At 67.2% G+C, this 26,653-nt stretch carries 30 protein-coding genes; 21 read left to right on the plus strand and 9 right to left on the minus strand.

Annotated elements, in window-relative coordinates:
- Positions 1-103: 103 nt before the first annotated feature.
- Positions 104-985 (plus strand): N-carbamoylputrescine amidase, encoded by an 882-nt coding sequence (gene aguB / locus N5I32_RS02225; RefSeq protein WP_261493757.1) that lies wholly within the window; start codon positions 104-106, stop codon positions 983-985.
- 9 nt (positions 986-994) lie between these two features.
- Here the strand turns inward: aguB and N5I32_RS02230 are convergent, their stop codons facing one another.
- Positions 995-2,143 (minus strand): 3-hydroxyacyl-CoA dehydrogenase, encoded by a 1,149-nt coding sequence (locus tag N5I32_RS02230; RefSeq protein WP_261493758.1) that lies wholly within the window; start codon positions 2,141-2,143, stop codon positions 995-997.
- Between the two features lie 127 nt (positions 2,144-2,270).
- Between N5I32_RS02230 and N5I32_RS02235 the strand changes: the two genes are divergently transcribed.
- From N5I32_RS02235 to N5I32_RS02295, 13 genes are all read left to right on the plus strand, one after another.
- Positions 2,271-4,553, plus strand: coding sequence for a bifunctional salicylyl-CoA 5-hydroxylase/oxidoreductase (locus N5I32_RS02235; protein WP_261493759.1), 2,283 nt, complete (start codon positions 2,271-2,273; stop codon positions 4,551-4,553).
- Positions 4,550-5,290, plus strand: a complete 741-nt coding sequence (locus N5I32_RS02240) for an SDR family NAD(P)-dependent oxidoreductase (RefSeq protein ID WP_261493760.1) — start codon at positions 4,550-4,552, stop codon at positions 5,288-5,290. Before N5I32_RS02235 ends, N5I32_RS02240 begins: the two co-directional genes overlap by 4 nt.
- Positions 5,287-5,718 (plus strand): MarR family winged helix-turn-helix transcriptional regulator, encoded by a 432-nt coding sequence (locus N5I32_RS02245; RefSeq protein ID WP_261493761.1) that lies wholly within the window; start codon positions 5,287-5,289, stop codon positions 5,716-5,718. Before N5I32_RS02240 ends, N5I32_RS02245 begins: the two co-directional genes overlap by 4 nt.
- On the plus strand, positions 5,715-6,527 hold the full coding sequence (locus N5I32_RS02250) for an enoyl-CoA hydratase family protein (RefSeq protein ID WP_261493762.1): 813 nt from the start codon (positions 5,715-5,717) through the stop codon (positions 6,525-6,527). Before N5I32_RS02245 ends, N5I32_RS02250 begins: the two co-directional genes overlap by 4 nt.
- Positions 6,528-6,587: 60 nt before the next feature.
- Positions 6,588-7,721, plus strand: coding sequence for an acyl-CoA dehydrogenase family protein (locus tag N5I32_RS02255; protein WP_261493763.1), 1,134 nt, complete (start codon positions 6,588-6,590; stop codon positions 7,719-7,721).
- Positions 7,718-8,137: an acyl-CoA thioesterase gene (locus N5I32_RS02260; RefSeq protein ID WP_261493764.1), complete on the plus strand. Its 420-nt coding sequence runs from the start codon at positions 7,718-7,720 to the stop codon at positions 8,135-8,137. The genes N5I32_RS02255 and N5I32_RS02260 overlap by 4 nt, the downstream gene beginning before the upstream one ends.
- On the plus strand, positions 8,115-8,528 hold the full coding sequence (locus N5I32_RS02265; protein ID WP_261493765.1) for a RidA family protein: 414 nt from the start codon (positions 8,115-8,117) through the stop codon (positions 8,526-8,528). Before N5I32_RS02260 ends, N5I32_RS02265 begins: the two co-directional genes overlap by 23 nt.
- Before the next feature lie 25 nt (positions 8,529-8,553).
- A complete protein-coding gene (locus N5I32_RS02270; RefSeq protein WP_261493766.1) occupies positions 8,554-10,176 on the plus strand; it encodes an AMP-binding protein in 1,623 nt (540 codons plus the stop codon).
- A gap of 88 nt (positions 10,177-10,264) precedes the next feature.
- Positions 10,265-11,407: an ABC transporter substrate-binding protein gene (locus N5I32_RS02275; RefSeq protein WP_261493767.1), complete on the plus strand. Its 1,143-nt coding sequence runs from the start codon at positions 10,265-10,267 to the stop codon at positions 11,405-11,407.
- A gap of 55 nt (positions 11,408-11,462) precedes the next feature.
- Entirely contained in the window at positions 11,463-12,374 is a 912-nt protein-coding gene (locus N5I32_RS02280; RefSeq protein WP_261493768.1) for a branched-chain amino acid ABC transporter permease, read from the plus strand.
- Position 12,375: 1 nt separating this feature from the next.
- Positions 12,376-13,356 carry a branched-chain amino acid ABC transporter permease gene (locus tag N5I32_RS02285; protein WP_261493769.1) on the plus strand — a complete coding sequence of 327 codons (981 nt, stop codon included), beginning with the start codon at positions 12,376-12,378 and terminating at the stop codon, positions 13,354-13,356.
- On the plus strand, positions 13,349-14,098 hold the full coding sequence (locus N5I32_RS02290) for an ABC transporter ATP-binding protein (protein ID WP_261493770.1): 750 nt from the start codon (positions 13,349-13,351) through the stop codon (positions 14,096-14,098). Before N5I32_RS02285 ends, N5I32_RS02290 begins: the two co-directional genes overlap by 8 nt.
- The gene (locus N5I32_RS02295) at positions 14,095-14,784 is read left to right on the plus strand and encodes an ABC transporter ATP-binding protein (RefSeq protein WP_261493771.1); all 690 of its coding nucleotides are present in this window, start codon (positions 14,095-14,097) and stop codon (positions 14,782-14,784) included. The genes N5I32_RS02290 and N5I32_RS02295 overlap by 4 nt, the downstream gene beginning before the upstream one ends.
- A 20-nt stretch (positions 14,785-14,804) precedes the next feature.
- On the opposite strand, the gene N5I32_RS02300 is transcribed toward N5I32_RS02295, so the two are convergent.
- Both N5I32_RS02300 and N5I32_RS02305 read right to left on the minus strand, forming a co-directional pair.
- Entirely contained in the window at positions 14,805-16,172 is a 1,368-nt protein-coding gene (locus N5I32_RS02300) for an MATE family efflux transporter (RefSeq protein WP_261493772.1), read from the minus strand.
- 15 nt (positions 16,173-16,187) lie between these two features.
- Complete coding sequence (locus N5I32_RS02305) at positions 16,188-16,532, minus strand: MarR family winged helix-turn-helix transcriptional regulator (RefSeq protein WP_261493773.1); 345 nt, start codon at positions 16,530-16,532, stop codon at positions 16,188-16,190.
- 247 nt (positions 16,533-16,779) lie between these two features.
- Here N5I32_RS02305 and N5I32_RS02310 point away from each other — a divergent pair, with 247 nt between their 5' ends.
- Positions 16,780-17,628 (plus strand): sugar phosphate isomerase/epimerase family protein, encoded by an 849-nt coding sequence (locus N5I32_RS02310; protein ID WP_261493774.1) that lies wholly within the window; start codon positions 16,780-16,782, stop codon positions 17,626-17,628.
- Between the two features lie 7 nt (positions 17,629-17,635).
- Here N5I32_RS02310 and N5I32_RS02315 read toward each other — a convergent pair whose 3' ends face one another.
- Together N5I32_RS02315 and N5I32_RS02320 are read right to left on the minus strand one after the other, a co-directional pair.
- A complete protein-coding gene (locus N5I32_RS02315) occupies positions 17,636-18,247 on the minus strand; it encodes a helix-turn-helix domain-containing protein (RefSeq protein ID WP_261493775.1) in 612 nt (203 codons plus the stop codon).
- Between the two features lie 90 nt (positions 18,248-18,337).
- Positions 18,338-19,363: an amidohydrolase family protein gene (locus tag N5I32_RS02320; RefSeq protein WP_261493776.1), complete on the minus strand. Its 1,026-nt coding sequence runs from the start codon at positions 19,361-19,363 to the stop codon at positions 18,338-18,340.
- A gap of 82 nt (positions 19,364-19,445) precedes the next feature.
- On the opposite strand from N5I32_RS02320, the gene N5I32_RS02325 reads away from it, so the two are divergent.
- Positions 19,446-20,480, plus strand: a complete 1,035-nt coding sequence (locus tag N5I32_RS02325; protein WP_261493777.1) for an aromatic ring-hydroxylating dioxygenase subunit alpha — start codon at positions 19,446-19,448, stop codon at positions 20,478-20,480.
- 432 nt (positions 20,481-20,912) lie between these two features.
- Here the strand turns inward: N5I32_RS02325 and N5I32_RS02330 are convergent, their stop codons facing one another.
- From N5I32_RS02330 to N5I32_RS02340, 3 genes are all read right to left on the minus strand, one after another.
- Positions 20,913-21,095: a hypothetical protein gene (locus tag N5I32_RS02330; RefSeq protein ID WP_261493778.1), complete on the minus strand. Its 183-nt coding sequence runs from the start codon at positions 21,093-21,095 to the stop codon at positions 20,913-20,915.
- A 70-nt stretch (positions 21,096-21,165) separates the two neighbouring features.
- Entirely contained in the window at positions 21,166-21,444 is a 279-nt protein-coding gene (locus N5I32_RS02335; protein WP_261493779.1) for a DUF982 domain-containing protein, read from the minus strand.
- Positions 21,445-21,555: 111 nt separating this feature from the next.
- Entirely contained in the window at positions 21,556-21,762 is a 207-nt protein-coding gene (locus N5I32_RS02340) for a cold-shock protein (protein WP_261493780.1), read from the minus strand.
- A 235-nt stretch (positions 21,763-21,997) separates the two neighbouring features.
- Here N5I32_RS02340 and N5I32_RS02345 point away from each other — a divergent pair, with 235 nt between their 5' ends.
- Entirely contained in the window at positions 21,998-22,180 is a 183-nt protein-coding gene (locus N5I32_RS02345; protein WP_261493781.1) for an HNH endonuclease, read from the plus strand.
- Positions 22,181-22,315: 135 nt separating this feature from the next.
- Here the strand turns inward: N5I32_RS02345 and N5I32_RS02350 are convergent, their stop codons facing one another.
- A complete protein-coding gene (locus N5I32_RS02350) occupies positions 22,316-22,579 on the minus strand; it encodes a hypothetical protein (RefSeq protein ID WP_261493782.1) in 264 nt (87 codons plus the stop codon).
- A gap of 101 nt (positions 22,580-22,680) precedes the next feature.
- Here N5I32_RS02350 and N5I32_RS02355 point away from each other — a divergent pair, with 101 nt between their 5' ends.
- Genes N5I32_RS02355 through N5I32_RS02370 form a run of 4 tightly spaced genes read left to right on the plus strand, consistent with a single transcriptional unit; the run spans position 22,681 to position 26,452 of the window.
- Positions 22,681-23,463: a methyltransferase domain-containing protein gene (locus N5I32_RS02355; protein ID WP_261493783.1), complete on the plus strand. Its 783-nt coding sequence runs from the start codon at positions 22,681-22,683 to the stop codon at positions 23,461-23,463.
- Positions 23,464-23,482: 19 nt separating this feature from the next.
- The gene (locus tag N5I32_RS02360) at positions 23,483-23,869 is read left to right on the plus strand and encodes a GtrA family protein (RefSeq protein WP_261493784.1); all 387 of its coding nucleotides are present in this window, start codon (positions 23,483-23,485) and stop codon (positions 23,867-23,869) included.
- Complete coding sequence (locus tag N5I32_RS02365) at positions 23,866-24,876, plus strand: glycosyltransferase family 2 protein (protein WP_261493785.1); 1,011 nt, start codon at positions 23,866-23,868, stop codon at positions 24,874-24,876. Before N5I32_RS02360 ends, N5I32_RS02365 begins: the two co-directional genes overlap by 4 nt.
- Entirely contained in the window at positions 24,857-26,452 is a 1,596-nt protein-coding gene (locus N5I32_RS02370; protein WP_261493786.1) for a hypothetical protein, read from the plus strand. The genes N5I32_RS02365 and N5I32_RS02370 overlap by 20 nt, the downstream gene beginning before the upstream one ends.
- Positions 26,453-26,653: the final 201 nt, after the last annotated feature.

A 26,653-nucleotide genomic window follows, 5' to 3' on the forward strand; every position in this document is an offset into this window, starting at 1 on the left:
GCCGTCCCGCCGGCCTCTGCGCCCCTTTATCGCCTATCCCTTTGGGGGAATATGGCCGCCGCCGCCGCTCTGCTATTCCGTCCCGGACACGAGGGAGGACAGAATGCGCGAAGTGACCTTTGCCGCGACCCAGATGGCCTGCACATGGGACGCCGATGAAACCCTGGAACGGGCCGAGGCGCTGGTCCTCAGGGCCGCCGGGGCAGGGGCCCAGGTGATCCTGCTGCAGGAACTGTTCCAGACCCCCTACTTCTGCCTCGAGATCGACGCGCGCCACCTCGACCTGGCGAGGACTCTGGAAGAGGACCGCGCCGTCGGCCATTTCCGCGCGTTGGCGCGGCGGCTGGGCGTCGTCCTGCCGATCTCCTTCTTCGAACGTGCGGGGCTCGCGCACTACAACACGCTGGCCATGATCGACGCAGATGGCGAGATCCTCGGCACCTACCGCAAGACCCATATCCCGCAGGCGGCGGGGTATGAGGAGAAGTATTACTTCACCCCCGGCGATACCGGCTTCAAGGTCTTCCAGACCCGCTTCGGCCGGATCGGCTGCGGCATCTGCTGGGACCAGTGGTTCCCCGAAACCGCGCGCGCGCTGGCGCTGATGGGGGCCGAGGCGCTCTTGTTCCCCACCGCCATCGGGTCGGAGCCGCAATATCCCGACCTCGACAGCGCGGGCCACTGGCAGCGCGCGATGCAGGGCCACGCGGCGGCCAACATCCTGCCGGTCGTCGCCTCGAACCGGATCGGCGTGGAACGCGACGGCCGGACCGAGATGACTTTCTACGGCTCCTCCTTCATCGCCGACCATACCGGCGCGATGGTGGCCGAGGCGGGGCGCGAGGAGGAGGCGGTGCTGACCGCGCGCTTCGACCTGGACGAAATCGCGCGCTACCGCCGTGCCTGGGGCGTCTTCCGCGACCGCCGGCCCGACATGTACGGCGCGCTTCAGACCATGGACGGGGTCAACCGCGTGATCGGCTGACCCGCGCGGTCAGTCGCGCGCCAGCACCGGCGCGGGCCGGTAGCGGCCGGCCAGATGCGCGGGCGCGCGCGCCTCAAGCTCGGCAAGCGTGGAGCGGATCGCGGGCGCACCGTGGCGGGCCAGCGCCTCGAACGGCCCGTGCGGGAAGTTCAGGCCCAGCCGCATCGCGGTGTCGATCCCCTCGGCCGTCACCCCGCCCTCGGCCAGTAGCCAGCCCGCCTCGTTGATCAGCGCCGCCTCGATCCGGCGCACGATCGCCGCCGCATCCCCGGGCGCATCCCCGGGCGCATCCTCGGGTGCGGGACCGGGGGCGGCGGGAAAGACGAATCCGCGCCCGGCCTTGCGCCCGAGCGCGCCCGAGGCGACCTGCGCCCTGAGGGCTGCAAAGACGTGATAGCGCGGATGCCCGCCCATCGCCGCCGAAAGCCCCTCGGTCGCGGCCAGGTTCACGTCCGCGCCGACAAGGTCGATGAGCGAGAAGGGCCCCAGCCGGTAGCCCGCCGCGACCATCGCCGCGTCGACCGCGGCCGCCGTCCGGCCCTCCTCCAGCAGCGCCAGCGCCTCGCCGTAGAAGGGGCGCGCGCAGCGGTTGACGATGAAGCCGGGGCGGTCGGGGCAGGCGATTACGGTCTTGCCCGCGGCCTCCGCCAGCGCCCGTCCGAGCGCCAGCGCCGAGGGATCGCTGCCCGCGTGACCGGCAAGCTCGACCAGCTTCATCGCCGGGGCGGGGTTGAAGAAGTGGAGCGCGATCAGCCGGCCCGGCCGTGCCAGCCCTTCGGCCACGCCCGCGAGGGGCAGGGACGAGGTGTTGGTGGCCAGAACCGCGTCCGCCGCCAGCCCCGGCTCGATCCGCGCGAACAGCGCGCGCTTGGCCGCCATGTCCTCGACGATTGCCTCTATCGCCAGCGTCGATCCGGCCAGATCCTCGGGCACCGCCACGATCCGCAGCCGCGCGAGTGTCGCGTCGCGCGCCTCGGGCGAAAGCTTGCCTGCCGCCACCCGCGCGTCGAGTGCGGCGGCCATTCGGGCCGGGGCGCTGTCGCGCGCCGGGGCGTGGGCGTCGGTCGCCGCGACCGGAAAGCCCGCCGCCGCGAAGACCTGCGCGATGCCCAGGCCCATCGTGCCCAGCCCCGCGACTGCGATCTGCGCTGTCTCCATCGCCCGTCCCCTGCCGACCTGCCGCCCATGATGGCCTGCGGGACAGAAATTTCAAGCTGGAAATTTCAAGCTTGAAATTATTTCCGACCGGTGCCAGTCTGATGGCAGGGCATGAGGGAGGCGGCGGATGAAGGTTCTGTGTCTCGGGGGCGGGCCGGCGGGCCTTTACTTCGCGATCTCGATGAAGCTGCGCGACCCCGCCCATCAGGTCACCGTTCTGGAACGCAACCGCGCCAATGATACCTTCGGCTGGGGCGTGGTCCTGTCCGACGACGCGCTGTCGCGGATGCAGAAGAACGACCCGAAATCGACCGACGCGATCCGCAGCCATTTCGCCTACTGGGACGACATCGCGGTTGTCCACGACGGCCACCGCACCGTGTCGGGCGGCCACGGCTTTGCCGGGATCGGGCGCCGGCAGATGCTGATCCTGCTCCAGGACCGCGCACGCGAACTGGGCGTCGACCTGCGCTTCGAGACCGAGTTCGAAAGCGCGGAGACCTACCGCAAGGATTACGACCTTGTCGTCGCCTCCGACGGCATCAATTCCCGCGTCCGCAAGGAATACGAAGGCACCTTCCGCCCCGACATCGATGTGCGCCGCTGCAAGTTCGTCTGGCTCGGCACCCACCAGAAATTCGACGACGCCTTCACCTTCATCTTCGAAAAGACCGAACACGGCTGGGTCTGGGCGCATGTCTACCAGTTCGACGCCACCACCGCGACCTTCATCGTCGAATGCCTGCCCGAGACCTGGGACCGCTGGGGGTTCGAGCGGATGTCGAAGGAGGAAACGGTCGAGACCTGCCGCAGGATCTTCGCGCGTCACCTGGGCGGGCATGACCTGATGTCGAACGCCGCCCACCTGCGCGGCTCGGCCGTCTGGATGCAGTTTCCGCGCGTCATCTGCGAACGCTGGTACACCGGCAATGTCGTCCTGATGGGGGACGCGGCGGCGACCGGGCATTTCTCCATCGGCTCGGGCTCTCGCCTCGCCTTCGACAGCGCCATCGCGCTGGCAGACTACCTGCACAGCGAACCCACCCTGGAGGCCGCCTTCGAACGCTACCAGGAGGAGCGGCGGACCGAGGTGCTGCGCCTCCAGTCGGCCGCGCGCAACAGCCTCGAATGGTTCGAGGAGGTGGAGCGCTATCTGGACCTGCCGCCTGCCCAGTTCGCCTATTCGCTCCTGACCCGCAGCCAGCGGATCAGCCATGAGAACCTGCGCCTGCGCGACCCCGAATGGCTGCGCGGCGCCGAGGACTGGTTTCAGGAACAGGCCGGCGGCACGCCCGGACGCGCGCCGATGTTCGCACCCTTCCGGCTGCGCGACATGGCGCTCAAGAACCGCGTCGTCGTCTCGCCCATGGCGCAGTACAAGGCCGTGGACGGCTGCCCGACCGACTGGCACTTCGTCCACTACGCCGAACGCGCCAAGGGGGGCGCGGGGCTCGTCTATGTCGAGATGACCTGTGTCAGCCCCGAGGGGCGGATCACGCCGGGCTGCCCCGGCCTTTACGCGCCCGAACATGAGGCCGCCTGGACCCGGCTTGTCGATTTCGTGTACCGGGAGACGACGGCGAAGATCTGCTGCCAGATCGGTCACGCGGGCCGCAAGGCCTCCGTTCAGGTCCCGTGGGCGGATGACGAGATGCCGCTGGCGGAGGGGTGGGAGGTCATCGGCCCCTCGGCCCTGCCGTGGTCGCCCGCCCACCCGGTGCCGCGGGAAATGACGCAGGCAGACCTGGACCGTGTGCGCGACGAATTCGTGCGGGCAACCGAAATGGCCGCGCGGGCGGGCTTCGACATGATCGAACTGCATGCCGCGCACGGCTACCTGATCTCCAGCTTCATCAGCCCGCTGTCGAACCGGCGCACCGACGCCTACGGCGGCAGCCTGGAAAACCGCATGCGCTGGCCCCTGGAGGTGCTGGGCGCCATGCGCCGCACCTGGGGTGAGGCAAGGCCCCTGTCGGTCAGGATTTCCGCCAACGACTGGGTGGGCGATGAAGGCGTGACCCCGGCCGAGGCGGTGCAGATCGCGCGGATGTTCGCCGCGGCGGGGGCCGACATCATCGACGTCAGCGCCGGCCAGACCTCGCCCAAGGCAAGGCCGGTCTACGGGCGCATGTTCCAGACCCCGTTCTCCGACCGCATCCGCAACGAGGCGGGGCTGGCGACGATGGCGGTGGGCAACATCACCGAGGTCGATCACGTGAACTCCATCCTGCTCGCCGGCCGGGCCGACCTCGTCTGCCTGGCCCGCCCGCATCTGGCGGACCCCTACTGGATGCTGCACGCGGCGGTGGAGATGGGGGATACGGCCGAGGCCTGGCCGGTGCCCTATCACCGCGGCCGTGACCAGGCGCGGCGGCTGAGGGAAAAGACGGTGGAGGCGATCCGGGCATGACGCTGGCGGGAAAGCGCGTTCTCATCACCGGCGGCGGCGCCGGCGCGGGGGCGGACCTGGCACTCGGTTTCGCCCGTGCGGGCGCCGAGGTCGTGATCACCGGGCGGCGGGCCGATGCGCTGAAGGCCACGGCGGCGCTCTACGAGGGGATGCGCTGGGTGCAGGGCGACGTCACCGACGAAGCCTCGGTGCGGGCGATGTTCGCCGAGGCCGGGCCCTGCCAGATCGTGATCGCCAACGCCGGCGCGGCCGACAGCGGGGTGATGGCGAAGACGACGCTCGACCAGTGGAACGCGATGATCGCGGTCAACCTGACCGGCGCGTTCCTGACGCTCCGCGAGGGGCTGCGCCAGATCGACGGCTGGGGGCGCCTGATCGCCATTGCCTCCACTGCGGGGCTGAAAGGTTACGCGAAGGTCGCGCCCTATGCCGCTGCGAAACATGGCGTTATCGGGATTGTCCGCTCGCTCGCGCTGGAAATCGCGCGCACGCCGGTCACGGTGAACGCGATCTGCCCCGGATTCCTCGACACGCCGATGACCGACCACTCGGTCGCGGTCATCGCGGCGAAGACCGGCCGCAGCCCTGCCGAGGCGCGCGCGGCGCTTGAGGCGATGAGCCCGCAGAACCGGCTGATCCGCCCGGCGGAGGTTACCGCCTGCGCGCTCTGGCTTTGTGCGGCGGGGTCGGAGGGGGTGAACGGCCAGGCCATCCCGATCAACGGGGGCGAGGCATGAGCGATCTGTCGAAGCGCCGTCTGAAGCTCTGGATCCGGCTGCTGGGGGTGACCCGGTCGGCGGAAAACCGGCTCAGGGAATTCCTGCGCGTGACCCATGCCACGACGCTGCCGCGCTTCGACGTGATGGCGGCACTCTACCGCCGGCGCGAGGGGGTGACGATGAGCGAGCTTTCCCGCATGCTCCTCGTCTCGAACGGCAATGCCACCGCCGTGGTGGACCGGCTCGAGGCCGAAGGCCTGGTCCGGCGCACGCCCTCGGCCGCCGACCGGCGCACCGTCTTCGTCGCCCTGACCGAGCCGGGGCTGGCCGCCTTCGAAACGCTCGCCGCCGATCACGAGCGCGAGGTGGACGCGATCCTTTCCGCGCTTTCGGAGGAGGACCTGGACCGCATGACGGAAATCCTGAAACGGATGGGAAAACAATGACCTTGATGGCGTCCCTCAAGCCCGTTCACTTCCTGTGGGAGGTCATCGACCGCGTTGCGGTGATCCGGCTTGCCCGGCCCGAGCGGAAGAACCCGCTGACCTTCGAAAGCTACGCCGAACTGCGCGACACCTTCCGCGCGCTGCCCTATGCCGAGGATGTGGACGTGGTGGTGCTGGCCCCGAACGGCGGCAACTTCTGTTCGGGCGGGGACGTGCACGACATCATCGGGCCGCTCGTCGGCATGGACATGAAGGGCCTTCTGGCCTTCACCCGGATGACCGGGGATCTGGTCAAGGCGATGCTGCACTGCACCAAGCCGGTGATCGCGGCCGTCGACGGGGTGGCGGTGGGGGCGGGCGCGATCCTGGCCATGGCCGCCGACCTTCGGATCGCCACGCCCGAGGCGAAATGCGCCTTTCTCTTCACCCGCGTGGGCCTTGCAGGCTGCGACATGGGCGCCTGCGCCATGCTGCCCCGGATCGTCGGTCAGGGGCGGGCGGCGGAACTGCTCTACACCGGGCGGACGATGAGCGCCGAGGAGGGCGCGGCCTGGGGCTTCTGGAACGCGCTCCACCCGGCGGAGCGTCTGGAGGCGGAGGCGATGGCGCTGGCGGCGCGGCTCGCGGCCGGCCCGACCTTTGCCCACGGCATCACCAAGACGCAACTGAACCAGGAGTGGACCATGGGGCTTGACCAGGCGATCGAGGCCGAGGCGCAGGCGCAGGCGATCTGCATGCAGACCCGCGATTTCGAACGCGCCTACCGCGCCTTCGTGGCGAAGGAGAAACCGGTCTTCGAGGGAAACTGAGGGCAAGGCAGGGGGCGCTGCCCCCCTGACCCCCCGGGATATTTGGGAAAAGAAGAAGGGATGAGCGACAGGAGCTTTCTGGATTGGCCGTTCTTCGACGATCGCCACCGCGATCTGGCGGCGTCGCTCGAGGCGTGGTGCGACCGTCACCTGCCGGTCGATCACGGCGATGCGGATGCGGCCTGCCGGGGGCTGGTGGCGGCGCTGGGCGCGGGCGGCTGGCTGGCCCATACCGGCGCGGGGGCGGGCGAGCGGCTGGATATCCGCACGCTCTGCCTGATCCGCGAGACGCTGGCGCGCCACGACGGGCTGGCGGATTTCGCCTTCGCCATGCAGGGGCTGGGGATGGGGGCGGTCAGCCTGTTCGGAACCGAAGCGCAGCGCGGCTGGCTGGCGCGGACGCGCGCCGGGACGGCGATCGCGGGCTTCGCGCTGACCGAGCCGGGCGCGGGGTCGGACGTGGCGCAGACCGCGACCACGGCGCGGCGCGAGGGCACGGACTGGGTGCTGGAGGGGGAGAAGACCTATATCTCCAACGGCGGGATCGCGGATCTTTACGTGGTCATCGCGCGAACCGGCGAGGGGGAGGGCGCGAAGGGTCTGTCCGCGTTCCTGATGCCGGCGGAGGCGCCGGGGCTGAGCGTGGCGGAGCGGATCGAGGTGATGGCGCCGCATCCGCTGGCGCGGCTGAGGCTGGATTGCGTGCGGCTGGGCGAGGGCGCGCGGATCGGCGCGGCGGGGCAGGGCTTCAAGGTGGCGATGACGGTACTCGATCATTTCCGGCCCACGGTCGGGGCGGCGGCGCTGGGCTTTGCCCGCCGCGCGCTGGACGAGGCGCTGGCGCGGGTGGCGCGGGTGCGGCCGGGGGGCGGGCGGCTTGCCGACCACCAGATCGTGCAGGGGCACCTGGCCGACATGGCGCTGAAGATCGACGCGGCGGCCCTGCTGGTTTACCGCGCGGCCTGGGCCAAGGACGGAGGCGCAGCGCGGATCAGCCGCGAGGCGGCGATGGCGAAGCTTTACGCCACCGAGGCGGCGCAGGAGGTGATCGACATGGCAGTGCAGCTGCATGGCGGCGACGGGGTGCGCACGGGCGTCGCGGTCGAGGGCCTTTACCGCGAGATCCGGGCGCTGCGAATCTACGAGGGCGCCTCGGACGTGCAGCGGATGGTCATCGCGCGGGGGCTGGCATGAGCTATTCCCGCGTCATTCCGGTCGAGTTCAACCATTGCGACCCGGCGGGCATCGTCTTTTTCCCGCGCTACTTCGAGATGGTGAACTCCGTTGTGGAGACCTTCTTCGCCGAGGTGCTGGGCCGACCCTTCGCGGCGGTCGTGGCGGCCGGGCACGGGGTGCCGACGGTGCGGCTGGAAAGCGATTTCCGCGCGCCCTCGCGCCTGGGCGACCGGCTGCGGTTCACGCTGCGGGTGGAGCGGGCGGGGACCACGTCGCTGGCCCTGGCCCACGAGGCACGGGCGGGGGAGGAACTCAGGATCGCGGTGAGGCAGACGATCGTCTGGACCGAGGGCGGGCGGGCATGTCCCTGGCCCGTAGAGATCCGGGCGCGGATCGAGGCATTTCAGGAGGATGGCGATGCACAGCCCGCATGAATTCCTGCACCCGGCGGGGTGGAAGCCGGCGGTCGGCTATTCCCACGGCATGGCGGCCACGGGCCGGATGGTCCTGACCGGCGGTGTCATCGGCTGGAACGCCGATCAGGTCTTCGAGACCGACGACTTCGTGGGTCAGGTGCGGCAGGCGCTGATCTCGATCGTGGAGATCCTCGCCGCCGGGGGGGCGCGGCCGGAGCATCTGGTGCGGCTGACTTGGTATGTCACCGACAAGCGGGAATACCTGAACAATCTCAAGGCGCTGGGCGCCGTCTACAAGGAAGTGGTCGGGCGCCACTATCCGGCGATGGCGCTGGTGCAGGTGGTGGCGCTGGTCGAGGACCGGGCCAGGGTGGAAATCGAGGCGACGGCGGTCATTCCGCAGGGCTGAGGCGCGAAGGGTGGGAGGACCCGACATGCTGGGACCGACAGGACACGAAGATACGTTCACGCGGGACAACCTGCCGCCGGAGGACGCGTGGCCGGAGATCCGGCTGGCGGGGTTCGACTATCCCGACTGGCTGAACGCGGGGGTGGAGCTGTCCGACCGGATGGTCGAGAAGGGCTTTGGCGATCATACCGCGCTGATCGGGAACGGGCGCATCCGGACCTACAAGGAACTGGCCGACTGGTCCAACCGGATCGCCCATGCGCTGGTCGAGGATTACGGCGTAAGGCCGGGAAATCGTATCCTGATCCGGTCCGCGAACAACCCGGCGATGGTGGCCTGCTGGCTGGCCGCGACCAAGGCGGGGGCGGTCGTCGTCAACACCATGCCGATGCTGCGGGCGGGCGAGCTTTCCAAGATCGTCGACAAGGCGGAGATTGCGCTCGCGCTTTGCGACACGCGGCTGATGGAGGAGATGGTGGCCTGCGCGAAGGGCTCGCGCTTCCTGGCGAAGGTCGTGGGTTTCGACGGAACCGCGAACCACGACGCGGAGCTGGACCGGATCGCTCTGGGCAAGCCGGTGCGGTTCCAGGCGGCGCGGACCGGGCGCGACGACGTGGCGCTTCTGGGCTTCACCAGCGGCACCACGGGGGAACCTAAGGCCACGATGCACTTCCACCGCGATCTCCTGATCATCGCCGACGGCTATGCGCGCGAGGTGCTGAAGGTCACGCCCGAGGACGTCTTTGTCGGCTCTCCGCCCCTGGCCTTCACCTTCGGGCTGGGCGGGCTGGCGGTCTTTCCACTGCGGTTCGGGGCGGCCGCGGCACTTCTGGAGCAGGCGACGCCGCCCAACCTGATCTCCATCATCCAGGAACACAAGGCGACGGTTTGTTTCACTGCGCCAACGGCTTACCGGGTGATGTTGAAGGCGATGGAGGAGGGGGCGGACCTTACTTCCCTGCGCGCGGCGGTCAGCGCGGGCGAAACCCTGCCGGCGCCGGTCTACGAGGAGTGGATGGCCAGGACCGGCAAGCCGATGCTGGACGGGATCGGCGCGACCGAGATGCTGCACATCTTCCTGACCAACCGCTTCGACGACCACCGCCCGGCCTGCACCGGCCGGCCGGTGACGGGCTACGAGGCGCGCGTGGTCGATGCGGAGGGGCGCGAATGCCCGCGCGGCACGCCGGGGCGGCTTGCGGTCAGGGGGCCGACGGGGTGCCGCTACCTCGCCGACGAGCGGCAGCGGGCCTATGTGCAGAACGGCTGGAACATCACCGGCGACACCTTCGTGCAGACCGAGGACGGCTATTTCCACTTTGCCGCGCGCAACGACGACATGATCATCTCGTCGGGCTACAACATCGCCGGGCCGGAGGTGGAGGCCGCGCTCCTCTCGCACCCGGACGTGTTCGAATGCGCCGTCATCGGCGCCCCGGACCCGGACCGTGGCCAGATCGTCGAGGCGCATGTGGTTCTGGCGGAAGGCAAGGCCGGAGATGCCTTGATGGTCAAGGTCTTGCAAGATCATGTGAAGGCAGTGATCGCGCCCTACAAGTACCCGCGCCGGATCGTCTTCGAGACTGCGCTGCCGAAGACCCAGACCGGCAAGATCCAGCGGTTCCGCCTGCGTGCACCTGAGGGGTGACGCCGGGGCAGGACGGGGAGATTCCGGCTTGCGCGCGGTTGCAAAGCCATCAGACTGACGACCATCAAACAACAGGGAGAGAGTTGAGATGAAAGCGAGAACCATCCTTCTTGGAACGCTTGCCGCGCTGGCGCTCGGCGCGGGGGCGGCGGGTGCCGAGGGCATCAAGGTGGGCATGATCACCACGCTGTCGGGCGGCGGCGCGGGCCTTGGCATCGACGTGCGCGACGGCTTCCTGCTGGCGCTGAAGATGGCCGGCGCGACCGATGTCGAGGCCGTGATCGAGGATGACCAGCAGAAGCCCGACATCGCGGTTCAGATCGCCGACAAGATGATCCAGTCCGATCAGGTCGACGTGCTGACCGGCATCATCTGGTCGAACCTCGCCATGGCGGTGGTCCCGGCGGCGGTGGCGCAGGGCAAGTTCTACCTGTCGCCCAACGCCGGCCCCTCGGCGCTGGCGGGTTCGGGCTGCGACAAGAACTACTTCAACGTCGCCTGGCAGAACGATAACCTGCACGAGGCGGCCGGGGCCTATGCGAATTCGGCCGGTTACAATAACAGCTTCATGCTGGCGCCGAACTATCCCGCGGGGACGGACGCGATCACCGGCTACAAGCGCTTCTACACCGGCGCGGCGGCGGGTGAGGTCTATACCCAGCTTGGTCAGACCGACTACGCAGCCGAGATCGCGCAGATCCGGGCCAGTGGCGCGGACAGCGTGTTCTTCTTCCTGCCGGGCGGCATGGGCATCGCCTTCATGAAGCAGTACGCGGAATCGGGCGTGGGCATCCCGCTGGTCGGGCCTGCCTTCTCGTTCGACCAGAACATCCTTCAGGCGGTGGGCGACGCGGCCCTTGGCGTGCGCAACACCTCGCAGTGGAACAAGGATCTGGACAACGCGGCCAACGCGGCCTTCGTGGCGGCCTTCCAGGCCGAATACAACCGCCTGCCGTCGCTTTACGCCAGCCAGGGCTATGACACCGCGAACCTGCTTCTGTCGGCCAAGGCCAAGGCGGACGTGGCCGATCAGGACGCCTTCCGTGCGGCGCTGGAGGCGGCCGACTTCGCCTCGACCCGCGGCGACTTCAAGTTCGGGCCGAACCACCACCCGATCCAGGACATCTACGTCCGCGAGGTGGTGAAGGAGGGCGACATCTACACCAACAAGCTTGTGGGCGTGGCGCTGGAAGACCGCGGCGACGCCTATGTGGACGAGTGCAAGATGTAAGCGCAAGGGGGGCCGGGGCACGACCCCGGCCCTTTCCAGGGGGAATGATCCGGTGATGCTTCTGGCGGAGCAGGCGCTGAACGGCCTGCAATACGGGATGATGCTGTTTCTAATGGCCGCCGGGCTGACGCTCGTCTTCGGGGTCATGGGGCTGATCAACCTGGCGCATGGCTCGCTCTACATGCTGGGCGCCTTCGCCTGCGCCTGGGTGGCGGCGGCGACGGGGTCTTTTGCGCTGGGGCTGGCGGCGAGCCTTGCGGCCGCCGCCGCCGCGGGCGTGCTGGTCGAGGTGGCGGTGATCCGGCGGCTTTATGCGCGCGACCATCTGGAGCAGGTGCTGGCCACCTTCGCGCTGATCCTGGTCTTTTCGGAAGGCACGCGCTGGGTTTTCGGGTCGTTCCCGCTTTACCTCACGCTGCCGGCGGCGCTTTCCGGGGCGGTCACGCTGCCTGGCGGGCTGCAATACCCGCTGTTCCGGCTGGCGATCATCGGCGTCGGCGCGGCGGTGGCGGTGGGGCTGTGGTTGCTGATCGCGCGCACGCGGCTTGGCATCCGCATTCGCGCGGGCGAGGCGGACAGGGAGATGGTGGCGGCTCTCGGCGTCGACATCGCGCGGCTTTACACGCTGGTCTTCGCGCTCGGTGCCGCGCTTGCGGGGCTGGCCGGGGCGCTGGTGGGCACGATCCAATCGGTGCAGGTGGGGATGGGGGAGCCGGTGCTGATCCTGGCCTTCGTCGTCATCGTCATCGGCGGCATCGGGTCGATCAAGGGGGCGCTGGTCGCGGCGCTGCTGGTCGGGCTGACCGATGCGCTGGGAAAGGCGCTTCTGCCGGCGCTGTTCGCGCGCTTCATGGAGGTGTCGGCGGCGAACGGGATCGGCGCGGCGCTTGGCTCCATGCTCATCTACATCCTGATGGCGGGGGTGCTGATCTGGCGCCCGCAGGGGCTTTACGGGGCGCGGGGCTAGGATGAGACGGGTTGCCATCCTCAATGCCACCGTCTTCGCCGCGCTGGTCGCGGTGGCGCTGGTCGCCCATCTCGCGGGCGCGCCCTATGTGGTGACGCTGGCCACCAAGGCCGCGATCTTCGCGCTGGCGGGCGTGGGTCTGAACCTCGCGCTCGGCTACGGGGGGATGGTGTCCTTCGGGCACGCGGTCTTCTTCGGGATAGGCGGCTATGTCACCGGCATCTTCGCAAGCCACGCGGCCGCGGGCACGCCGGTCCTGACCTTTCCGTTCACCGTCGCGGGCAGTGCCGAAATGCTGGGCCTCTGGCCCATGGCGATGGTGGTCACCGCGCTGGCCGCGCTGGTGATCGGGGCGCTGAGCCTGCGCACGAGCGGCGTCTACTTCATCATGGTCACCCTCGCCTTCGCGCAGATGGTCTATTACTTCGCGATCAGTTGGCGCGCCTATGGCGGGGAGGACGGGCTGTCCTTCTACGTCCGCAACAGCTTTCCGGGGCTGAACACCTTTGCCCCGCTCCAGTTCTTCGCCATCGCGGCCGGGCTGCTGGCGCTGGCGATGGGCTTTTCGGCGCTGGTCACGCGGTCGCGCTTCGGGCTGGCGCTGCAGGCGGCGCGGGCGAACCGGCAGCGGGTCATGGCCTCGGGCATCCGGCCCTTCGCGCTGCAACTGACGGCCTTTGTCCTCTCGGCGGTGATCGTCGGGCTGGCGGGGTCGCTTTACGCCGACCTCAACCGCTTCGTCAGCCCGGCGATGCTGTCCTGGCATATGTCGGGGGAGATCATGGTGTTCGTCATTCTCGGCGGCGTCGGGCGGCTGGCGGGGCCGGTCGCCGGGGCGGGGGTCTTCATTCTGCTGGAGCAGGTGCTGGGCGGGGTGTCGGAATACTGGCAGGCGTTGCTGGGGCTTCTGCTGCTGGCGATCGTGCTTTATGCGCCGGGCGGCATCCTGGGCCTGTTGCCCGGGGGGCGGCGCCATGTCTGACGTGATCCTCAACATCCGCGGGCTGGAGAAAAGCTTTGGCGCGCTCAAGGCCACCGACGGGGTGACGCTTGACCTGCGCCGGGGGGAGATCCACGCGCTGATCGGGCCGAACGGGGCGGGGAAATCGACGCTGATCAAGCAGATCACCGGAGAGCTGCGGCAGGACCGCGGCACCATCACCTTCGAGGGGCAGGCGATCGACACGCTCGACGCCGCGGCGCGGGCGCGGTTGGGGCTGGCGCGCAGTTTCCAGGTCTCATCGGTGGTGCCGGAGTTCACGGCGCTTGAAAACACCATGCTGGCCGTTCTGGGCGCGGGGGGCGGGGTGTTCCGCTTCCTCAGACCCGCGCTGCAGGATCGGGCGCTGACCGATCCGGCGCGGTTCCACCTGGAGCAGGCGGGGCTGGCCGGGCGGGAAGGCGTGCCCGCAAGCACGCTGTCGCATGGCGAACGGCGGCGGCTGGAGATCGCGATGGCGCTGGCGATGCGGCCGCGCGCCTTCCTGCTCGACGAGCCGATGGCGGGGATGGGGGCGGAAGGCGCGCGCGACCTGACCGCGATCCTGTCGGACCTTCGGGCCGAGGCGCCGATCCTGCTGGTCGAGCACGACATGGACGCGGTCTTTGCGCTGGCTGACCGCATCTCGGTCCTGGTCTACGGGCGCATCATCGCCACCGGCCCGGTCGCCGAGATCCGCGCCAACCCCGAGGTGCGCCGGTCCTACCTGGGGGAGGAGGCATGAGCGCGCTGCTGGAGCTTTCGGGGGTGACGGCGGGTTATGGCGCGGTGCAGGCGCTTTACGGTGTCGGCCTGACGGTGGGCGAGGGGGAGGCTGTCGCGCTGATGGGGCGCAACGGCATGGGCAAGACGACGACGGTGCGCACCATCGCGCGGATGCTGCCGGCGACGGGCGGGCGCGTCGCCTTCGCGGGCACGGACCTTGCCCGGCTGCCGTCCTACCGGGCGGCGCGGCTGGGGATCGGCCTTGTGCCTGAGGGGCGGCGGACCTTCGGGCCGCTGACGGTGTCCGAAAACCTGGCCGTCGCCGCGCGCCCCGGCCCCTGGGACGTGGCGCGGGTGACGCGGCTGTTCCCGCGCCTGGGCGAGCGGATGGGGCAGACGGCGCGGACGCTGTCGGGGGGCGAGCAGCAGATGCTGGCGATCGCGCGGGCGCTGATGACCAATCCGCGGCTTCTGATCCTCGACGAGGCGACCGAGGGGCTGGCACCCTCGGTCCGGCAGGAGATCTGGGCGGCGATCCGCGCGCTGAAGGGCGAGGGCCTTGCCATCCTCCTGATCGACAAGTCGGTGCGCGAGATCGCGGGCGTGGCCGACCGCGCCGTGATCCTCGAACGCGGGGCAACCGCCTGGGCCGGGGTGATCGGCGCGCTCAGCGCCGATGTCGCCGACCGCTATCTGGGGGTCTGAGCGGGGCAGCCCGCCCGCCTTCAGGCATGGACCGCCGGCGCCCCGTTTTCGAGTGCCCTGCGCGCCAGCACGGCTGCGCGGGCGAAGGTGCCGCGGTGGGCGCGCCAGAGCATCCAGACGACGACGCCCGACAGCGCCACGTTCGAGAGCGGCATCGCGAGCCAGACGCCGTCGACGCCCAGAAACAGCGGCAGCAGCCACAGGAACGGCAGTTGCACCGCCATGTTGCCCGCGGTGATGAAGGTGGCGCTGCGCGCCTGCCCGACCGCCTGGAAATAGGTCGCCGACAGGATGATGAACCCGTCCAGAACCATCGCCGACAGATGCAGCCGCAGCCCGTGCGCCGCCTCGGCGATCAGGGCGCGGTCGCTGCCGGCGAAGACCTGCGCCACCGGGCCGGGGAAGGCCACGACCAGCACGGTCAGCACCGCCCCGCCGCCCAGGCTCAGCATCAGCGCAAGCTTCAGGACGGCGGCCATCCGCATCCGGTCGCGGGCGCCGTGGTAGTAGCTGACCAGTGGCTGCATGCCGCCGCCGACGCCCTCGGCGAAGTAATAGAAGAAGGACATGACATAGCCCGCGACAGTGTAGGCGGCCAGCGTCAGGGGGCCGCCATGCTTGAGAAACAGCATGTTGTGCAGCACCACGACGAAGCTGACGTAAAGCGCCATCACCATCGAGGAGAAGCCGATCGCCAGGATGCGGGCGGCGCGCGCCAGCGCCGTCCGTCCGGGGCGGAGTGCGCGGAAGGCGCCGAGGCGGGCCATGGCGACGGTGCAGAGGGCGATCACCACAAGCTCCGCGATCACCGTGGCGCGGGCGGCCCCGGCCAGGCCGTGGTCCAGGCGGATGACGAACAGCCAGTCGAAGCCGACGTTGACGGCGGCGCCGGCCAGCATCGCCACGGTGGCAAGCCGCGGCGCGCCGAGGTTGCGAAGCAGAAGCGGGAAGGCCATGCCGGCCATGATCGCGGGCGCGGCCCAGCCCTGAACGGACAGGTAGCCAAGCCCCATCGCGGCCAGCCCCGCCTCCGCGCCCTGAAGCGCCAGGAAGGCCGGCCCGAAGCCGAGGATCGCGGCGCCGGTCGCCGCGCCGATCAGCACCATGAGCAGCAGCGTCACCGCCAGCGTCTCGCCCCGCGCGGCTGCGTCGCCGGCCCCGCGCGCGCGGCCGATCTCGGCCCCGCCGCCCATGCCGACCAGCATCGCGACCGCCCAGATGATCCCCGCGAGCGGCCAGGCGAGGTTCAGGGCCGACAGGCCCGGCGCGCCGAGTGCGTGGCCGATGAAGATGCCGTCCACGACCGCGTAAAGCCCGCTGACCATCAGCGCGGCCATGGCGGGCAGGGTGTAGGACCAGAAGGTCCGGGTCAGGGTCGTCGTCGTCATCTCAACCTCCACCCGTCAGGCAGAGGGCAACCCCTGACAGGCTTTCTCGAAAAGTTCCTCGAACCGGGCCAGTTCCTCGTCGCTGAGAGCAGCGGCTAGGGTGGCGGCGGCGCGCGCGTGAATGGCGTTTTCCTCGCCTTCCAGTGCCGTGGTCCTGGGCGTGGGCCGGATCAGGCTTGCACGCTTGTCCTCGGGGTCGGGGGTCCGTTCGAGATATCCCCGCGCCTCGAGCTTGGAGGCCATGGCACTGGCGGAGGCCTTGCTGACCCCCATGCGCTCGGCCAGATCGGTCAGGCGCAACCCCTCGGGGTGCCAAGCGACGACATCGAGATAGTCGTACTCGGTGGAAGTCAGCTCCATGCTGCCGCTTTTCTGCGACTCCTGTCGCCAGAGACGCCACAGGTGCCACTGAAGGCGCCTGATGCTGTCTTGCAGCTGCGTGGTTGCATCCGTTTGTTTGTTAGTCATGACTAACTTGTTTTCCCGCCCATGTCAAGCACCCTGTTTGCCGGTCCCGAGACGACGCAGGATCGGCGCGGCCTCGCGAATGACTCTTCCGGCCATAGTTAACGCAGCCTATGAAGAGGGCAAGCAAAGGAGGACGCCGATGAGCCGCACGAACAGCCTTCCGGTTCTGGGTGTGGCGCTGACACTGGACGAGCTGGAGGGCGTGGAGGGGCTGAAGGCCTTCGTCCTGGGCGCTGACCGCGACGTGGAGGTGCGCGACTTCATCCCGGTCGGCGCGATCGGGCAGGACTGGCGCGCCATCGGCCGGCGCGGGCGGGCGGCGCTGCAAGGGCATCGCGGGCGCATCGGCATCCATGGCCCCTACGAGGGGCTTCTGGTTGATACGCCCGACCCCGAGGTGCGCGCCATCGTCCAGCGCCGGTTCCTTGACGCGCTTGACGGTTTGGCCGTGATGGCCGAGGGGCGGGAGGCGGCGCACATGGTGCTGCACAGCCCCTACACGACCTGGCACGCCCACAACCGGAGCACCGAATGGGACGATTGCGCCGGCATCCTGGCGCGCACCCATGCCACGCTCACCCCCGTGGTGCGGCGGGCCGAGGCGCTGGGCGTCACGCTCGTCCTCGAGAACTGCGAGGATGTGGACCCGGCCGAACGGGTGGCGCTGGCCGCCTCGTTCGGGAGCGCGGCCGTCGCGGTCTCGATCGACACCGGGCACGCGCAGTATGCCCATCGCGCCACCGGGGCGCCGCCGGTCGATGCCTTCGTCCGCGCGGCGGGGGCGCGCCTTGCGCATGTGCATGTGCAGGATGCCGACGGATGGGGCGACCGGCACTGGCCGATCGGGCAGGGCAACATTGCCTGGCCCGCGGTCTTTGCCGCGCTGGCCGGGCTTGCCGTCATGCCGCGACTGATCCTGGAATTGGCCGATGTGCGGGGGGTCTTCGCCTCGGCCCGCTGGCTTGAGGCGCAGGGTCTGGCGCGGTGATCGCGCGTCAGGCGGGGCGGGCCGAAACGGTGAGGAAGGTGACCGTGTCGGTCAGGATCGAGCGCACGCCATGGCGCAACTGCGCGTCGAAGGTCAGGGAATCGCCGGGCCCCATGTCGTAGACATGGTCGCCGCAGCCGTAGACGCACTGCCCTTCGAGGATGGTGATGAGCACGTAGCCGGTGTTGTGGTAGACCGGGTGGGTGCCGTCGTCGGCGCGGCTGAGGGTGACGCGCGCCACCGAGAACCGCAGGGCGTTGTTGGCGAAGCTGCCGAGGATCCGGTAATCGTGGGTGTGGCCGGGCGCGATGCGCCGGGCCTGCAGCCCTTCGCCGGCCCGCGCGAAGGCGATGTCGGACTTCTGCACCGTGTGCTGGAAAAGCGAGATCACCGGCACGTCAAGCGCCGTGGCCAGCGATTCGAGCGTGGAGAGAGAGGGGGAGACCTGCCCATTCTCGATGCGGGAGATCATTGCGGGCGACACGCCGGACTTGCGGCCGAGTTCGCGCAGCGTGATCGAGGCGTGGACGCGCAGGTTGTGGACGGCGGTGCCGACCGCCGACGAGATCCCCGATTTTCCCTCGGCTCCCGCCGGGTCGATGGACTGGTTCTCCGCCACGAGCCCTCCTTTCGCGCCTGCCCCGATTATGCGCGAAAGCGATCGTGCCACCAGCCCGAACTGCCCCCGCCCGTGACAGGTGACGTAAAGTCACCCGAGGGTTTGCTCAAGACACTCAAAAGCATTGGCGCCGGCTATTCGGAGTTTGTCCGCCGGGGCGATGTCGGCCGGATCGAGGGCGCGCGCGTGGGGGTCGTCGAGGAAGATCGGGTAGTCGGAGCCGAGGAAGATGCGGTCCGCGCCCAGCACCTTGACCGCCGCCTCCAGCGCGCGCGGGCCGAGCGAGGCGCAGTCGTACCAGAGGTTGCGCAGGCGCGCGGTGGGGAAGGGCTCGTCGGGGTTCCGGTGGCGCGCGATCGCCTCCATCCGCTCGAAGATGAAGGGGAGCGTGCCGCCGAGGTTGACGATCTGGAAGCCGAGGCGCGGCCAGAGGTCCTGGATGTCGGACAGGATCAGGGTAAGCGCGGATTGCGATGCCTGCGCCTGAAGGGCGACCGCCGAGGTGCGGTACTGCATGAAATCGGCCGGCGGCGGGGGCGGCACCTCTCCGACCTTGAGGCCGGGGTGGATCATGACGTGGCAGCCCGTCTCGTTCGCGGCGGCGAGGACCGGGGCGAGGGTCTTCGCCTCGGCCACCGAGTTGAAGTAGTTCGAGGGCAGGATGATGCCGGGAAGGTTCAACTCGCGCCGGATGCGGCGCACTTCGCTGACCGCGGCGTCGATGTCGGCCAGCGGCAGGCCCGCAAGGCCGAAGATGCGCCCGCCCGTCGCCCCGCGCAGGCCGGCGAGGTGGTCGTTGAAGGCCGCGATCATGGCGCGCGCCTCGGGTGCGGGCAGCACGTCGAGACCGAGCGCGCCGGGAAAGGTCAGGAGCCGATGGGTCAGCCCCTGCGCGTCCATCTGCGCGAGACCCACGGAGATGTCGAAATAGTCCGGCTTGAACGGAAACTCGCCGTTCATCGCGACCATGCCCAGCGTCCCGTCGTCACGGCGCCGGAGGTAGGGGCGGGCCTCGCGGGCGGACAGCGCCTCCACCAGGCCGCCGCCGTAGAAATGGGCGTGCATGTCGATGCGCAAGGGGCGTGCCGGGGCGGGGCGGAGTGAAGGATCGGGCATCTCTGGCCTGCGGCAAGTGACTTTAGTTTGACTTAATCATCTGCTAATGATCGGAGCAAGCGAATCCGAAGGGGAGGGGACCATGTTTTCGGGCGAGTTTCCACGCAATGCCTGGTACGTCGCGGGCCGGAGCGAGGATTTCGGCCGCGACCTGCGCGCGGTCAGGCTGTTCGGCGACGAGATCGTCTTTTACCGCCGTGGCGACGGCAGCCCGGTGGCGCTGGAGGATGCCTGCCCGCACCGCAAGCTGCCGCTCTCGAAAGGCACGCTTAAGGGCGATACGGTTGTCTGCGGCTATCACGGGCTGACCTTCGACGGGGCGGGTGGATGCGTCGCCGCCCCCACGCAGGAGGGCGCGATCCCGAAACGCGCGCGGGTGCATTCCTATCCGCTGGCCGAACGCTACGGCTTTGTCTGGATCTGGCCGGGCGACCCGGCGAAGGCCGACACGGGCGCGATCCTGGAGATCCCGAACTACGACAACCCGACCTGGGGGCAGACCCGGCGCGGCGCGCTCGACATCGCGTGCAACTACCTCTGGATCACGGACAACCTGCTGGACCCGAGCCATGTGGCCTGGGTGCACCTGACCTCCTTCGCGGGCGCGGGCACCGACAACGTGCCCTTGCAGATCACCGAAGGCGCGGACCGGGTGATCGTCTGGCGCTGGATCCCCGACCGGCCTGCCGCGCCCTATTACCAGCAGTTCCTGGGCTTCAACGGCAACTGCGACCGCAAGCAGCACTACGAATGCCGCACGCCCTCGATCGCCATCAACAAGTCGATCTACACGCCCGCCGGGACCGGGGGCGACGACGACGCCCTGCCGGGGACGGCCTTCGTCAACTTCTCCTACAACTTCATGACGCCGGTCGACGAGGACCACACGCTCTACTTCTGGTTCCAGCACCGCAGCGCGCTGGCCGGTGACGAGGAGGTGTCCGAACGCATGTTCGCGGGTGCGACGATGGCCTTCAACGAGGACAAGGAGGTTCTGGAGGCCGTCCACAAGGGCATGAAATCCCCCGCGACCCCCTACCTCAACCTCGGCCTCGACGCGGGCGCCATGCGCTTCCGCAAGCTGGTGGAGCGGATGGTCGAGGCGGAACGGGGGTAGGGGCGTCAACAGGGTTGCGGAAACCGCGCAGGATGCCGGGCGCGCGACCTGCCGGGCCGCAAAGCCCGGCAGTCTGGTATCCGGTGGTCGGGATCAAGGAGTTTGGCTCCGCCCTGAGAGAGCCGCCGGGCGGAGCCAACTCCAGAAACTCATCGTCGCACTTACACTTGCCGCACTGGTTACACACACAACGACGATGATATCTGCGTCTCAGATAATATCGCATGGCGCGGCGCTTTGGGGAACTTGTCTAAATGGACATGCACTTTCGGCCAAAGTGAACAATCCCGCGCCGGCCGGGCGGATTGGCTGGGCAAGTCCGTAAAATTCGCCGAAATTCTGACGGACTCCTGCCGCCGCAATACCTTCGCGCTCACGGGACTTATCAGGGGTCACACGCCGGCGACTCACTCGACGGCACGGGTCGGCCCGTCATTTCCGGCGTTGCAGCCTCGACCAGGCCTTGCGCAGCTCCGCCCGCTCCGGCGCGTAAGAGGTGTCGAAGATCGACTCGCGCTGTTCCCGATCCGCCGGTTCCGGCCTGGTTTCCGGCTTCGGCGATGTGCCGCTGCGGTCCTTGCCGGGTTCACTTTCCAAGGGGGTGTTCTTCATCATTTGGCGTCCTTTCTGGGCAATGTTGCCGTTCCCGGATCGGCTCCGGAGCCCTAACAAGGCGCCGCGCCGGTCAGCTGGTCGGTTGAAGCTGGGCGTCCGCGATCAGGGTCTCGTGCACGAAGCCTGCGGATCGGGCCGCCGCGATGAAGGCGCGCCGGGCAGTGCCAACCGAGCAGATGCAGTCCATGGCGTCCTGGATCCTGCTGAGCGCGGTCTGCCGCGCGTCGTCGGCGATCGGCCACCGGTTGCGTAGCCAATAGCGCACCTGTTCGACGGTGCTGAAGCTTTGCAGGGTGCCGTCGGACGACACCACGAAGTTGAGGGGGTGCCCCCAGTTGATTTCTATCATGTCCAGTTTCTTACATATAATTCTTCCAGCGAGCGTATGGGACGGCGCCGGAAAAGAGGTGGGGAAGGCGACCAAATCGCCCCCTTCCCGAGTGCCACGTGAAGTATGCCCTCAAGCGAGCTTAAGGTTCGTTGCCGACTCGCGGCCATTGCGGTCAGACTCGACGTCGAAGCTGACAGCCTGACCATCTTTGAGGTGCTGGATGCCCGCTCGCTCGAGCGCGGTGATGTGAATAAACACATCTTTGCTCATGCCCTCTGGGGCAATGAAGCCGAAGCCTTTGGTGGAGTTGAACCATTTCACGGTGCCAGTGGCCATCGTGTCATTCCTTGAATGGGCGCCGCCCACGGGACGTGGCGGCTTGGCAAAGCTGAAAGTCCAAAGCTGAGCCAGAAGGAACAGGTTCGAAGATAGAGATGCCCGCCCTAGATAGGTCATCGTAACGCCGATTGCGAGCTTTAGTTCTCATTGGCGCCGCCAGCCGTCGCTTAGCCCTTGTTCCGGCACGAAAGATTCTTTCGGTGTTCGATTTGTCGCGCCTGCCAACCGCCTCATGCCAATCTGGAAAATCGTTCAAGAGGAACTTGGGCACGACAACCCCAAGGGGCACCCCAGGCACCGCTGCAACAACCGCCTCTGCATCAACCCCGACCACTTGGAACTGGGCAGCCGGGGCGAGAACCTGCAGGACGAGCGGAACTTCGCGGCGAACGGGGTGGATTACGACCTGCTGTAGGCCAGCCCCGTGTCACTGACCCGCCGGAACTCGAAAGCGGGAGACCCGTCGGACCCGATGGGGGCTGGTGGTCTGTTTGTCGAGAACCACTGGCCTCGCGCGGTATCGAGCCAGATCGTAGCCCAGGTTACCACGCTAATCCCCCACGAGAGACCGCATCTGGGCAAACATGGTTTCCATCTGCCCAATCAGTTCGTCCCTGTCTATCGAGAGCCAAGCAGGGAGTTTATCGAGTACTTCGTCGATGGCCAGCTTCGTCGTCTCGACGGTCTCCTGAATGTATTGGTCCACCGTGCCTTGCTGGTTTTCTTCCTGCCACTCTGTATAGTCGTTGTATTCGAACGCAGTGGCTACGCCTGAAATTGGAACAACCAGGGTCAGGCTGCGTAGAAATTGCACGACGTGCGCGGACCGACTGTGCAAGAGTGCTGGCCTAAGCGATAGAGGGCTCTATACTCTTCACTGGAATGAAACCCGGGGCGGAAAGAACAAAAGGGGTCTTGCGCCGCGCTGCGCGTCTGCAAATGGTCGAATGCGAAATGGCAGGATTATACGACACACGGTACTATCGCTCGATTTCTTCAGGATCCCGCCGCTCGGCGGTATCGGTTTTCAACCATTTGGCGCCGTTACTGGAAGATGGTGAAGCATCGCTTGTTGATGTTGGCTGTGGTTCCGGCGCTTGGGCTGCTGTGTTCGCTGAACGGTTCGCCACCAAGGATATCCGCGGAATTGATGGCGACTATGTCGACCGTGCTAGGCTTGAGATTGCCGAAGACGCATTTCAGGCCCATGACCTGACACGCCCTTTGAAGGCGGACCGGCGTTTCGCGCTGGCAAGCTCGCTCGAGGTCGCCGAACATCTGCCCGAGGCATCGGCTCCGATCCTGATCGACACCCTGTCGGGGTTTTCCGATCGTGTGCTCTTCTCGGCGGCTGTTCCGGGGCAGGGCGGCGAATATCATGTGAACGAACAGCCGCTGGAGTACTGGCGGGCGCTGTTTAGGGCGCGCGGATTTACTGCTGTCGATTGCATCCGCCCGGTCCTGCGCAAAGACCGTTCTGTCGCCCCTTGGTATCGGTACAATTCGATTCTTTATGTGCGTGACGACGCGGTGGCGACCCTTCCTGCATCGTTAGGCCGCCATGTCGTCCCCGAGGGCACCCCATTGCCGAACTACGCGTCAGCCTGGTGGCGGCTGCGCTGTGCAATCCTGTCGCTGCTGCCCGCTTCGGTCGTTCAGGAACTGGCGCGCCTGAAACGCCGCAGTCTGAGCCTTTGACGGCCGATCGGATGGATTGATGGAAGCGCAGACCAGTACCTTATCCACGATTATGCGGTTCGGGTTGATCGGTGGGCTGACGGCCCTGATCTACGTGCTGTCATTCATGTTTCTAGCGGCGCAGGGCCTGGCGACGTTCTCCGCCAACCTGATCGCCTATTTGGTGGCGATCGTCTTCCAGTTCGCAGGACACAGATGGCATACGTTCCGGTCTCAGGCCGCGATCCTTCCCGCTGTTCTTCGTTTTGCCGTCACAAACGGGATCGGGCTTTTTGTTAGCAGTGTCCTTGCCTATGCGTTGCGTGACCTCCTGCGACTTGGTTCGATGTCAACCGGGGTGATCGTCTCCGGTACTCTTGCGATCCTCAACTGGCAACTCATGCGGCTTTGGGTGTTCCGTAGATGAAAGCGATGGCAACCGGCCTATCCGTCTGTGCCCCCCGACGGCAAGCTGGCAAGCCGCTGACGGTTTCTTTTGTCGCGCCCTGTTATAACGAGGAGGCGAATGTCGAAGCGTTCATCGATGCAATCCTCGGGCTTTGGGATCGCATGAAGACCGATATTCCGTCCCTTGGAAGCTGCGAGATCGTTCTGGTCGACGACGGTTCCTCGGACCCTACATGGGACTTGATCAGATCGGCCTCGCGTCGCAGGCCCGAGGTTGTCGGCGTGCGTCTTTCGCGAAATTTTGGCCACCAGGCTGCGCTGCTTTCCGGCCTGATGACGGCGCGCGGCGATGCGGTCATTAGTCTGGACGCCGATTTGCAGGATGACATAGAAATCATTCCGGCGATGTTGCGTGCCTATGTTTCCGGAGACGAGATCGTCTTTGGCGTTCGCAGCGACCGCAGTAGCGACACCGTATTCAAGCGGATGAGCGCGCACGTATACTACCGCCTTCTCGGAGCCTTGGGGGTCGACTCGGTCTACAACCACGCCGATTTCCGGCTGATGAGCCGAAAGGCCCTTGATGCGCTGATGCAATACGGCGAGCGCAATCTTTACCTTCGCGGATTGATCAAGAGCTTCGGCTTTCGAACTTCCACGGTCGAATACGAACGCAAGCGGCGCGAACGCGGGCAGTCCGCCTATACGTTGCACAAGATGATTGTGCTTGGCCTCAATGGGATCACTGCCTTTTCCGTCCGGCCGCTTAGGCTTTTCTTCTATCTGGGTATGACTATTTCGACATTCTCGCTTGGCTACATCATCTATTCCGTCGTCATGGCATTCATGGGTGTGACGATCTCGGGCTGGGCATCGCTGATCGTGTCGATCTACCTGATCGGCGGCATCCAGATCATCGGGATCGGCATCCTCGGCGAATACATCGGACGGATCTACATCGAGACAAAGGGACGACCGCACTACCTTGTCGAAGAGATTGCACGCAATGAAGAAATGGACAGGTGACACCGCGACGGCCGCACTGGCGCTGTTGATAGCGGTTCTCTTGCTGGCGCCGCTGGTACGCAATGCGTACCTGCCGCTCGAAGATCTGCCGAACCACATCGCGCGGCGCTTCGTCGCGGCCAATCTGGATGGTCCGCTTTCCGAGTATTTCACCTATTCGGTCAGCCTGACAACGAATGTCGCGGTCGATATGCTTTGGCTGGCGCTTGGCCAGCTGGCCACGGATGCGGCAACATTCTCGCGCGCGGTGATTGCCATGGGGATGGTCGGGTTCGTGGCCAGTGTCGCGGTGCTCTACCGAGTGCTGCACAAGTCGTGGTCGGTGTGGTCCCTTGCGTCCGCCCTGCTCGTGCACAATGCGGCATTGCTCTGGGGGTTCGAAAATTTCTATCTATTCAGCATGTTCGTGATCCTCGGATTCGCGGCTTGGGTGGGGTATCGCGGACGACCGATCTTGCACGCAGGTTCGGCGTTGCTTTTTTCCGTCGTTCTCTATGTCGGCCATGTTCTCGACCTGCTGGCTTTCGCCTGCATCGTGACGTCTTACGAACTGTCGAGGTTTCGGCGAAGTGGTTGGCTTCGGCCAGCCTCGATGAGCTGGCCAGCACTGCTGATCGTTGGCTCCGTCGTGCTTGCAGCACTGGCGTTCTCAGCTCCCGGCAGCAGCACTGATGGGTATGGCGCTGTCACAACCTTCGGCCACCCGATGACCAGGCTGAGCGCATTGCTGTCGCCCTTCGGCCGCTCTCCGGCCGGCGATGAGCTGATATGGCTGTTGCGCGGCGGGGTGCTTATCTTGGCTATGGCGTCAATCGCGGTCCTTCTAAAGGGCAGGTTCGGTTTTCGTCTCGAACTGGCCCGGGATCTGGCCCTGCCGCTGTCGTTGTTCGGGCTCTTGACACTGATGATGCCCAGTACTCTGGCCGGTGTCGCATTTGTTCACATCCGTTTTCCGGCGCTTTGGCTTGCGCTGGCGATCGGCGCGACAAAGTTGGAATGCAAGAACCGGAACGCCGCCCGCGCTCTGTCGGTCCTGCTGGTCGTGGTCGTGACCTCCCGGACCTACGTTTTTGACCGGGCGGCACACGCCTACAGTGCTGACATCGCCGATCTGAAAGCCGTCGCTGCCGATCTGCCTGCCGGATCGCGCGTCATTCCGGTCCGTGGCGACAGGTTGGTCCTAACCACCTTCGATTGGCACACCGCGGCGTATCTCGTCCCCTTCGCGCAGGCCTTCGTGCCGACGCTGTTCGTCCGGGGGTCGCATCCGCTGCATTTGACGGAAAAGTGGAAGCACCTGTCCGCGCCTCAACCCTCTTCCTCACCTGCCAGGGCCGCGAGGCTGGCATTCGATGGCAAGTGGCCGGAAAACTCCGGGGTTTGGTGGAACTACCTCGAATTCTGGGACACGGGCTTTTCCTACATCCTGCTTTCCGGAGAATGGCCGGACGGGGTTAGCCCCTTGTCAGCCGAGACCGTCGAAACGCGGGGCGCCTTCACGCTTCTCCGGATCCGCGACGTGAAGGGTGCGGACGGTACTGTCGTGTGTGGGCGGCTCCGTTTGTGCAAGGGTTGATTTGAGCTGATGGCGATCGTTCGGTGCGCGGTCATGTGTCCGGTCGTTGTGCGCGGTACGTCTGAACGCCTTCGCTGATGAAGTCCGCCCGCTAGGCCATCATCAGGCCAACGAGCCGTCGCGCCTTGACTGCACCTCGGGGTGTTCCAACTGAGGTCTCGCTTGACCATCATCACTCACGTCTGCCCTTGCATTTCCTAG

The organism is Albidovulum sediminis, from assembly GCF_025380365.1.
In the GTDB taxonomy this organism is placed as follows: Bacteria; Pseudomonadota; Alphaproteobacteria; order Rhodobacterales; family Rhodobacteraceae; genus Albidovulum; species Albidovulum sediminis.

What these genes read in the sequence shown, in the direction of transcription:
- aguB (WP_261493757.1), top strand. Translation starts at nt 104, where the DNA reads ATGCGCGAAGTGACCTTTGCCGCGACCCAGATGGCCTGCACATGGGAC.
- N5I32_RS02230 (WP_261493758.1), bottom strand. Translation starts at nt 2,143, where the DNA reads ATGGAGACAGCGCAGATCGCAGTCGCGGGGCTGGGCACGATGGGCCTG.
- N5I32_RS02235 (WP_261493759.1), top strand. Translation starts at nt 2,271, where the DNA reads ATGAAGGTTCTGTGTCTCGGGGGCGGGCCGGCGGGCCTTTACTTCGCG.
- N5I32_RS02240 (WP_261493760.1), top strand. Translation starts at nt 4,550, where the DNA reads ATGACGCTGGCGGGAAAGCGCGTTCTCATCACCGGCGGCGGCGCCGGC.
- N5I32_RS02245 (WP_261493761.1), top strand. Translation starts at nt 5,287, where the DNA reads ATGAGCGATCTGTCGAAGCGCCGTCTGAAGCTCTGGATCCGGCTGCTG.
- N5I32_RS02250 (WP_261493762.1), top strand. Translation starts at nt 5,715, where the DNA reads ATGACCTTGATGGCGTCCCTCAAGCCCGTTCACTTCCTGTGGGAGGTC.
- N5I32_RS02255 (WP_261493763.1), top strand. Translation starts at nt 6,588, where the DNA reads ATGAGCGACAGGAGCTTTCTGGATTGGCCGTTCTTCGACGATCGCCAC.
- N5I32_RS02260 (WP_261493764.1), top strand. Translation starts at nt 7,718, where the DNA reads ATGAGCTATTCCCGCGTCATTCCGGTCGAGTTCAACCATTGCGACCCG.
- N5I32_RS02265 (WP_261493765.1), top strand. Translation starts at nt 8,115, where the DNA reads ATGGCGATGCACAGCCCGCATGAATTCCTGCACCCGGCGGGGTGGAAG.
- N5I32_RS02270 (WP_261493766.1), top strand. Translation starts at nt 8,554, where the DNA reads ATGCTGGGACCGACAGGACACGAAGATACGTTCACGCGGGACAACCTG.
- N5I32_RS02275 (WP_261493767.1), top strand. Translation starts at nt 10,265, where the DNA reads ATGAAAGCGAGAACCATCCTTCTTGGAACGCTTGCCGCGCTGGCGCTC.
- N5I32_RS02280 (WP_261493768.1), top strand. Translation starts at nt 11,463, where the DNA reads ATGCTTCTGGCGGAGCAGGCGCTGAACGGCCTGCAATACGGGATGATG.
- N5I32_RS02285 (WP_261493769.1), top strand. Translation starts at nt 12,376, where the DNA reads ATGAGACGGGTTGCCATCCTCAATGCCACCGTCTTCGCCGCGCTGGTC.
- N5I32_RS02290 (WP_261493770.1), top strand. Translation starts at nt 13,349, where the DNA reads ATGTCTGACGTGATCCTCAACATCCGCGGGCTGGAGAAAAGCTTTGGC.
- N5I32_RS02295 (WP_261493771.1), top strand. Translation starts at nt 14,095, where the DNA reads ATGAGCGCGCTGCTGGAGCTTTCGGGGGTGACGGCGGGTTATGGCGCG.
- N5I32_RS02300 (WP_261493772.1), bottom strand. Translation starts at nt 16,172, where the DNA reads ATGACGACGACGACCCTGACCCGGACCTTCTGGTCCTACACCCTGCCC.
- N5I32_RS02305 (WP_261493773.1), bottom strand. Translation starts at nt 16,532, where the DNA reads ATGGAGCTGACTTCCACCGAGTACGACTATCTCGATGTCGTCGCTTGG.
- N5I32_RS02310 (WP_261493774.1), top strand. Translation starts at nt 16,780, where the DNA reads ATGAGCCGCACGAACAGCCTTCCGGTTCTGGGTGTGGCGCTGACACTG.
- N5I32_RS02320 (WP_261493776.1), bottom strand. Translation starts at nt 19,363, where the DNA reads ATGCCCGATCCTTCACTCCGCCCCGCCCCGGCACGCCCCTTGCGCATC.
- N5I32_RS02325 (WP_261493777.1), top strand. Translation starts at nt 19,446, where the DNA reads ATGTTTTCGGGCGAGTTTCCACGCAATGCCTGGTACGTCGCGGGCCGG.
- N5I32_RS02330 (WP_261493778.1), bottom strand. Translation starts at nt 21,095, where the DNA reads ATGATGAAGAACACCCCCTTGGAAAGTGAACCCGGCAAGGACCGCAGC.
- N5I32_RS02335 (WP_261493779.1), bottom strand. Translation starts at nt 21,444, where the DNA reads ATGATAGAAATCAACTGGGGGCACCCCCTCAACTTCGTGGTGTCGTCC.
- N5I32_RS02340 (WP_261493780.1), bottom strand. Translation starts at nt 21,762, where the DNA reads ATGGCCACTGGCACCGTGAAATGGTTCAACTCCACCAAAGGCTTCGGC.
- N5I32_RS02345 (WP_261493781.1), top strand. Translation starts at nt 21,998, where the DNA reads ATGCCAATCTGGAAAATCGTTCAAGAGGAACTTGGGCACGACAACCCC.
- N5I32_RS02360 (WP_261493784.1), top strand. Translation starts at nt 23,483, where the DNA reads ATGGAAGCGCAGACCAGTACCTTATCCACGATTATGCGGTTCGGGTTG.
- N5I32_RS02365 (WP_261493785.1), top strand. Translation starts at nt 23,866, where the DNA reads ATGAAAGCGATGGCAACCGGCCTATCCGTCTGTGCCCCCCGACGGCAA.
- N5I32_RS02370 (WP_261493786.1), top strand. Translation starts at nt 24,857, where the DNA reads ATGAAGAAATGGACAGGTGACACCGCGACGGCCGCACTGGCGCTGTTG.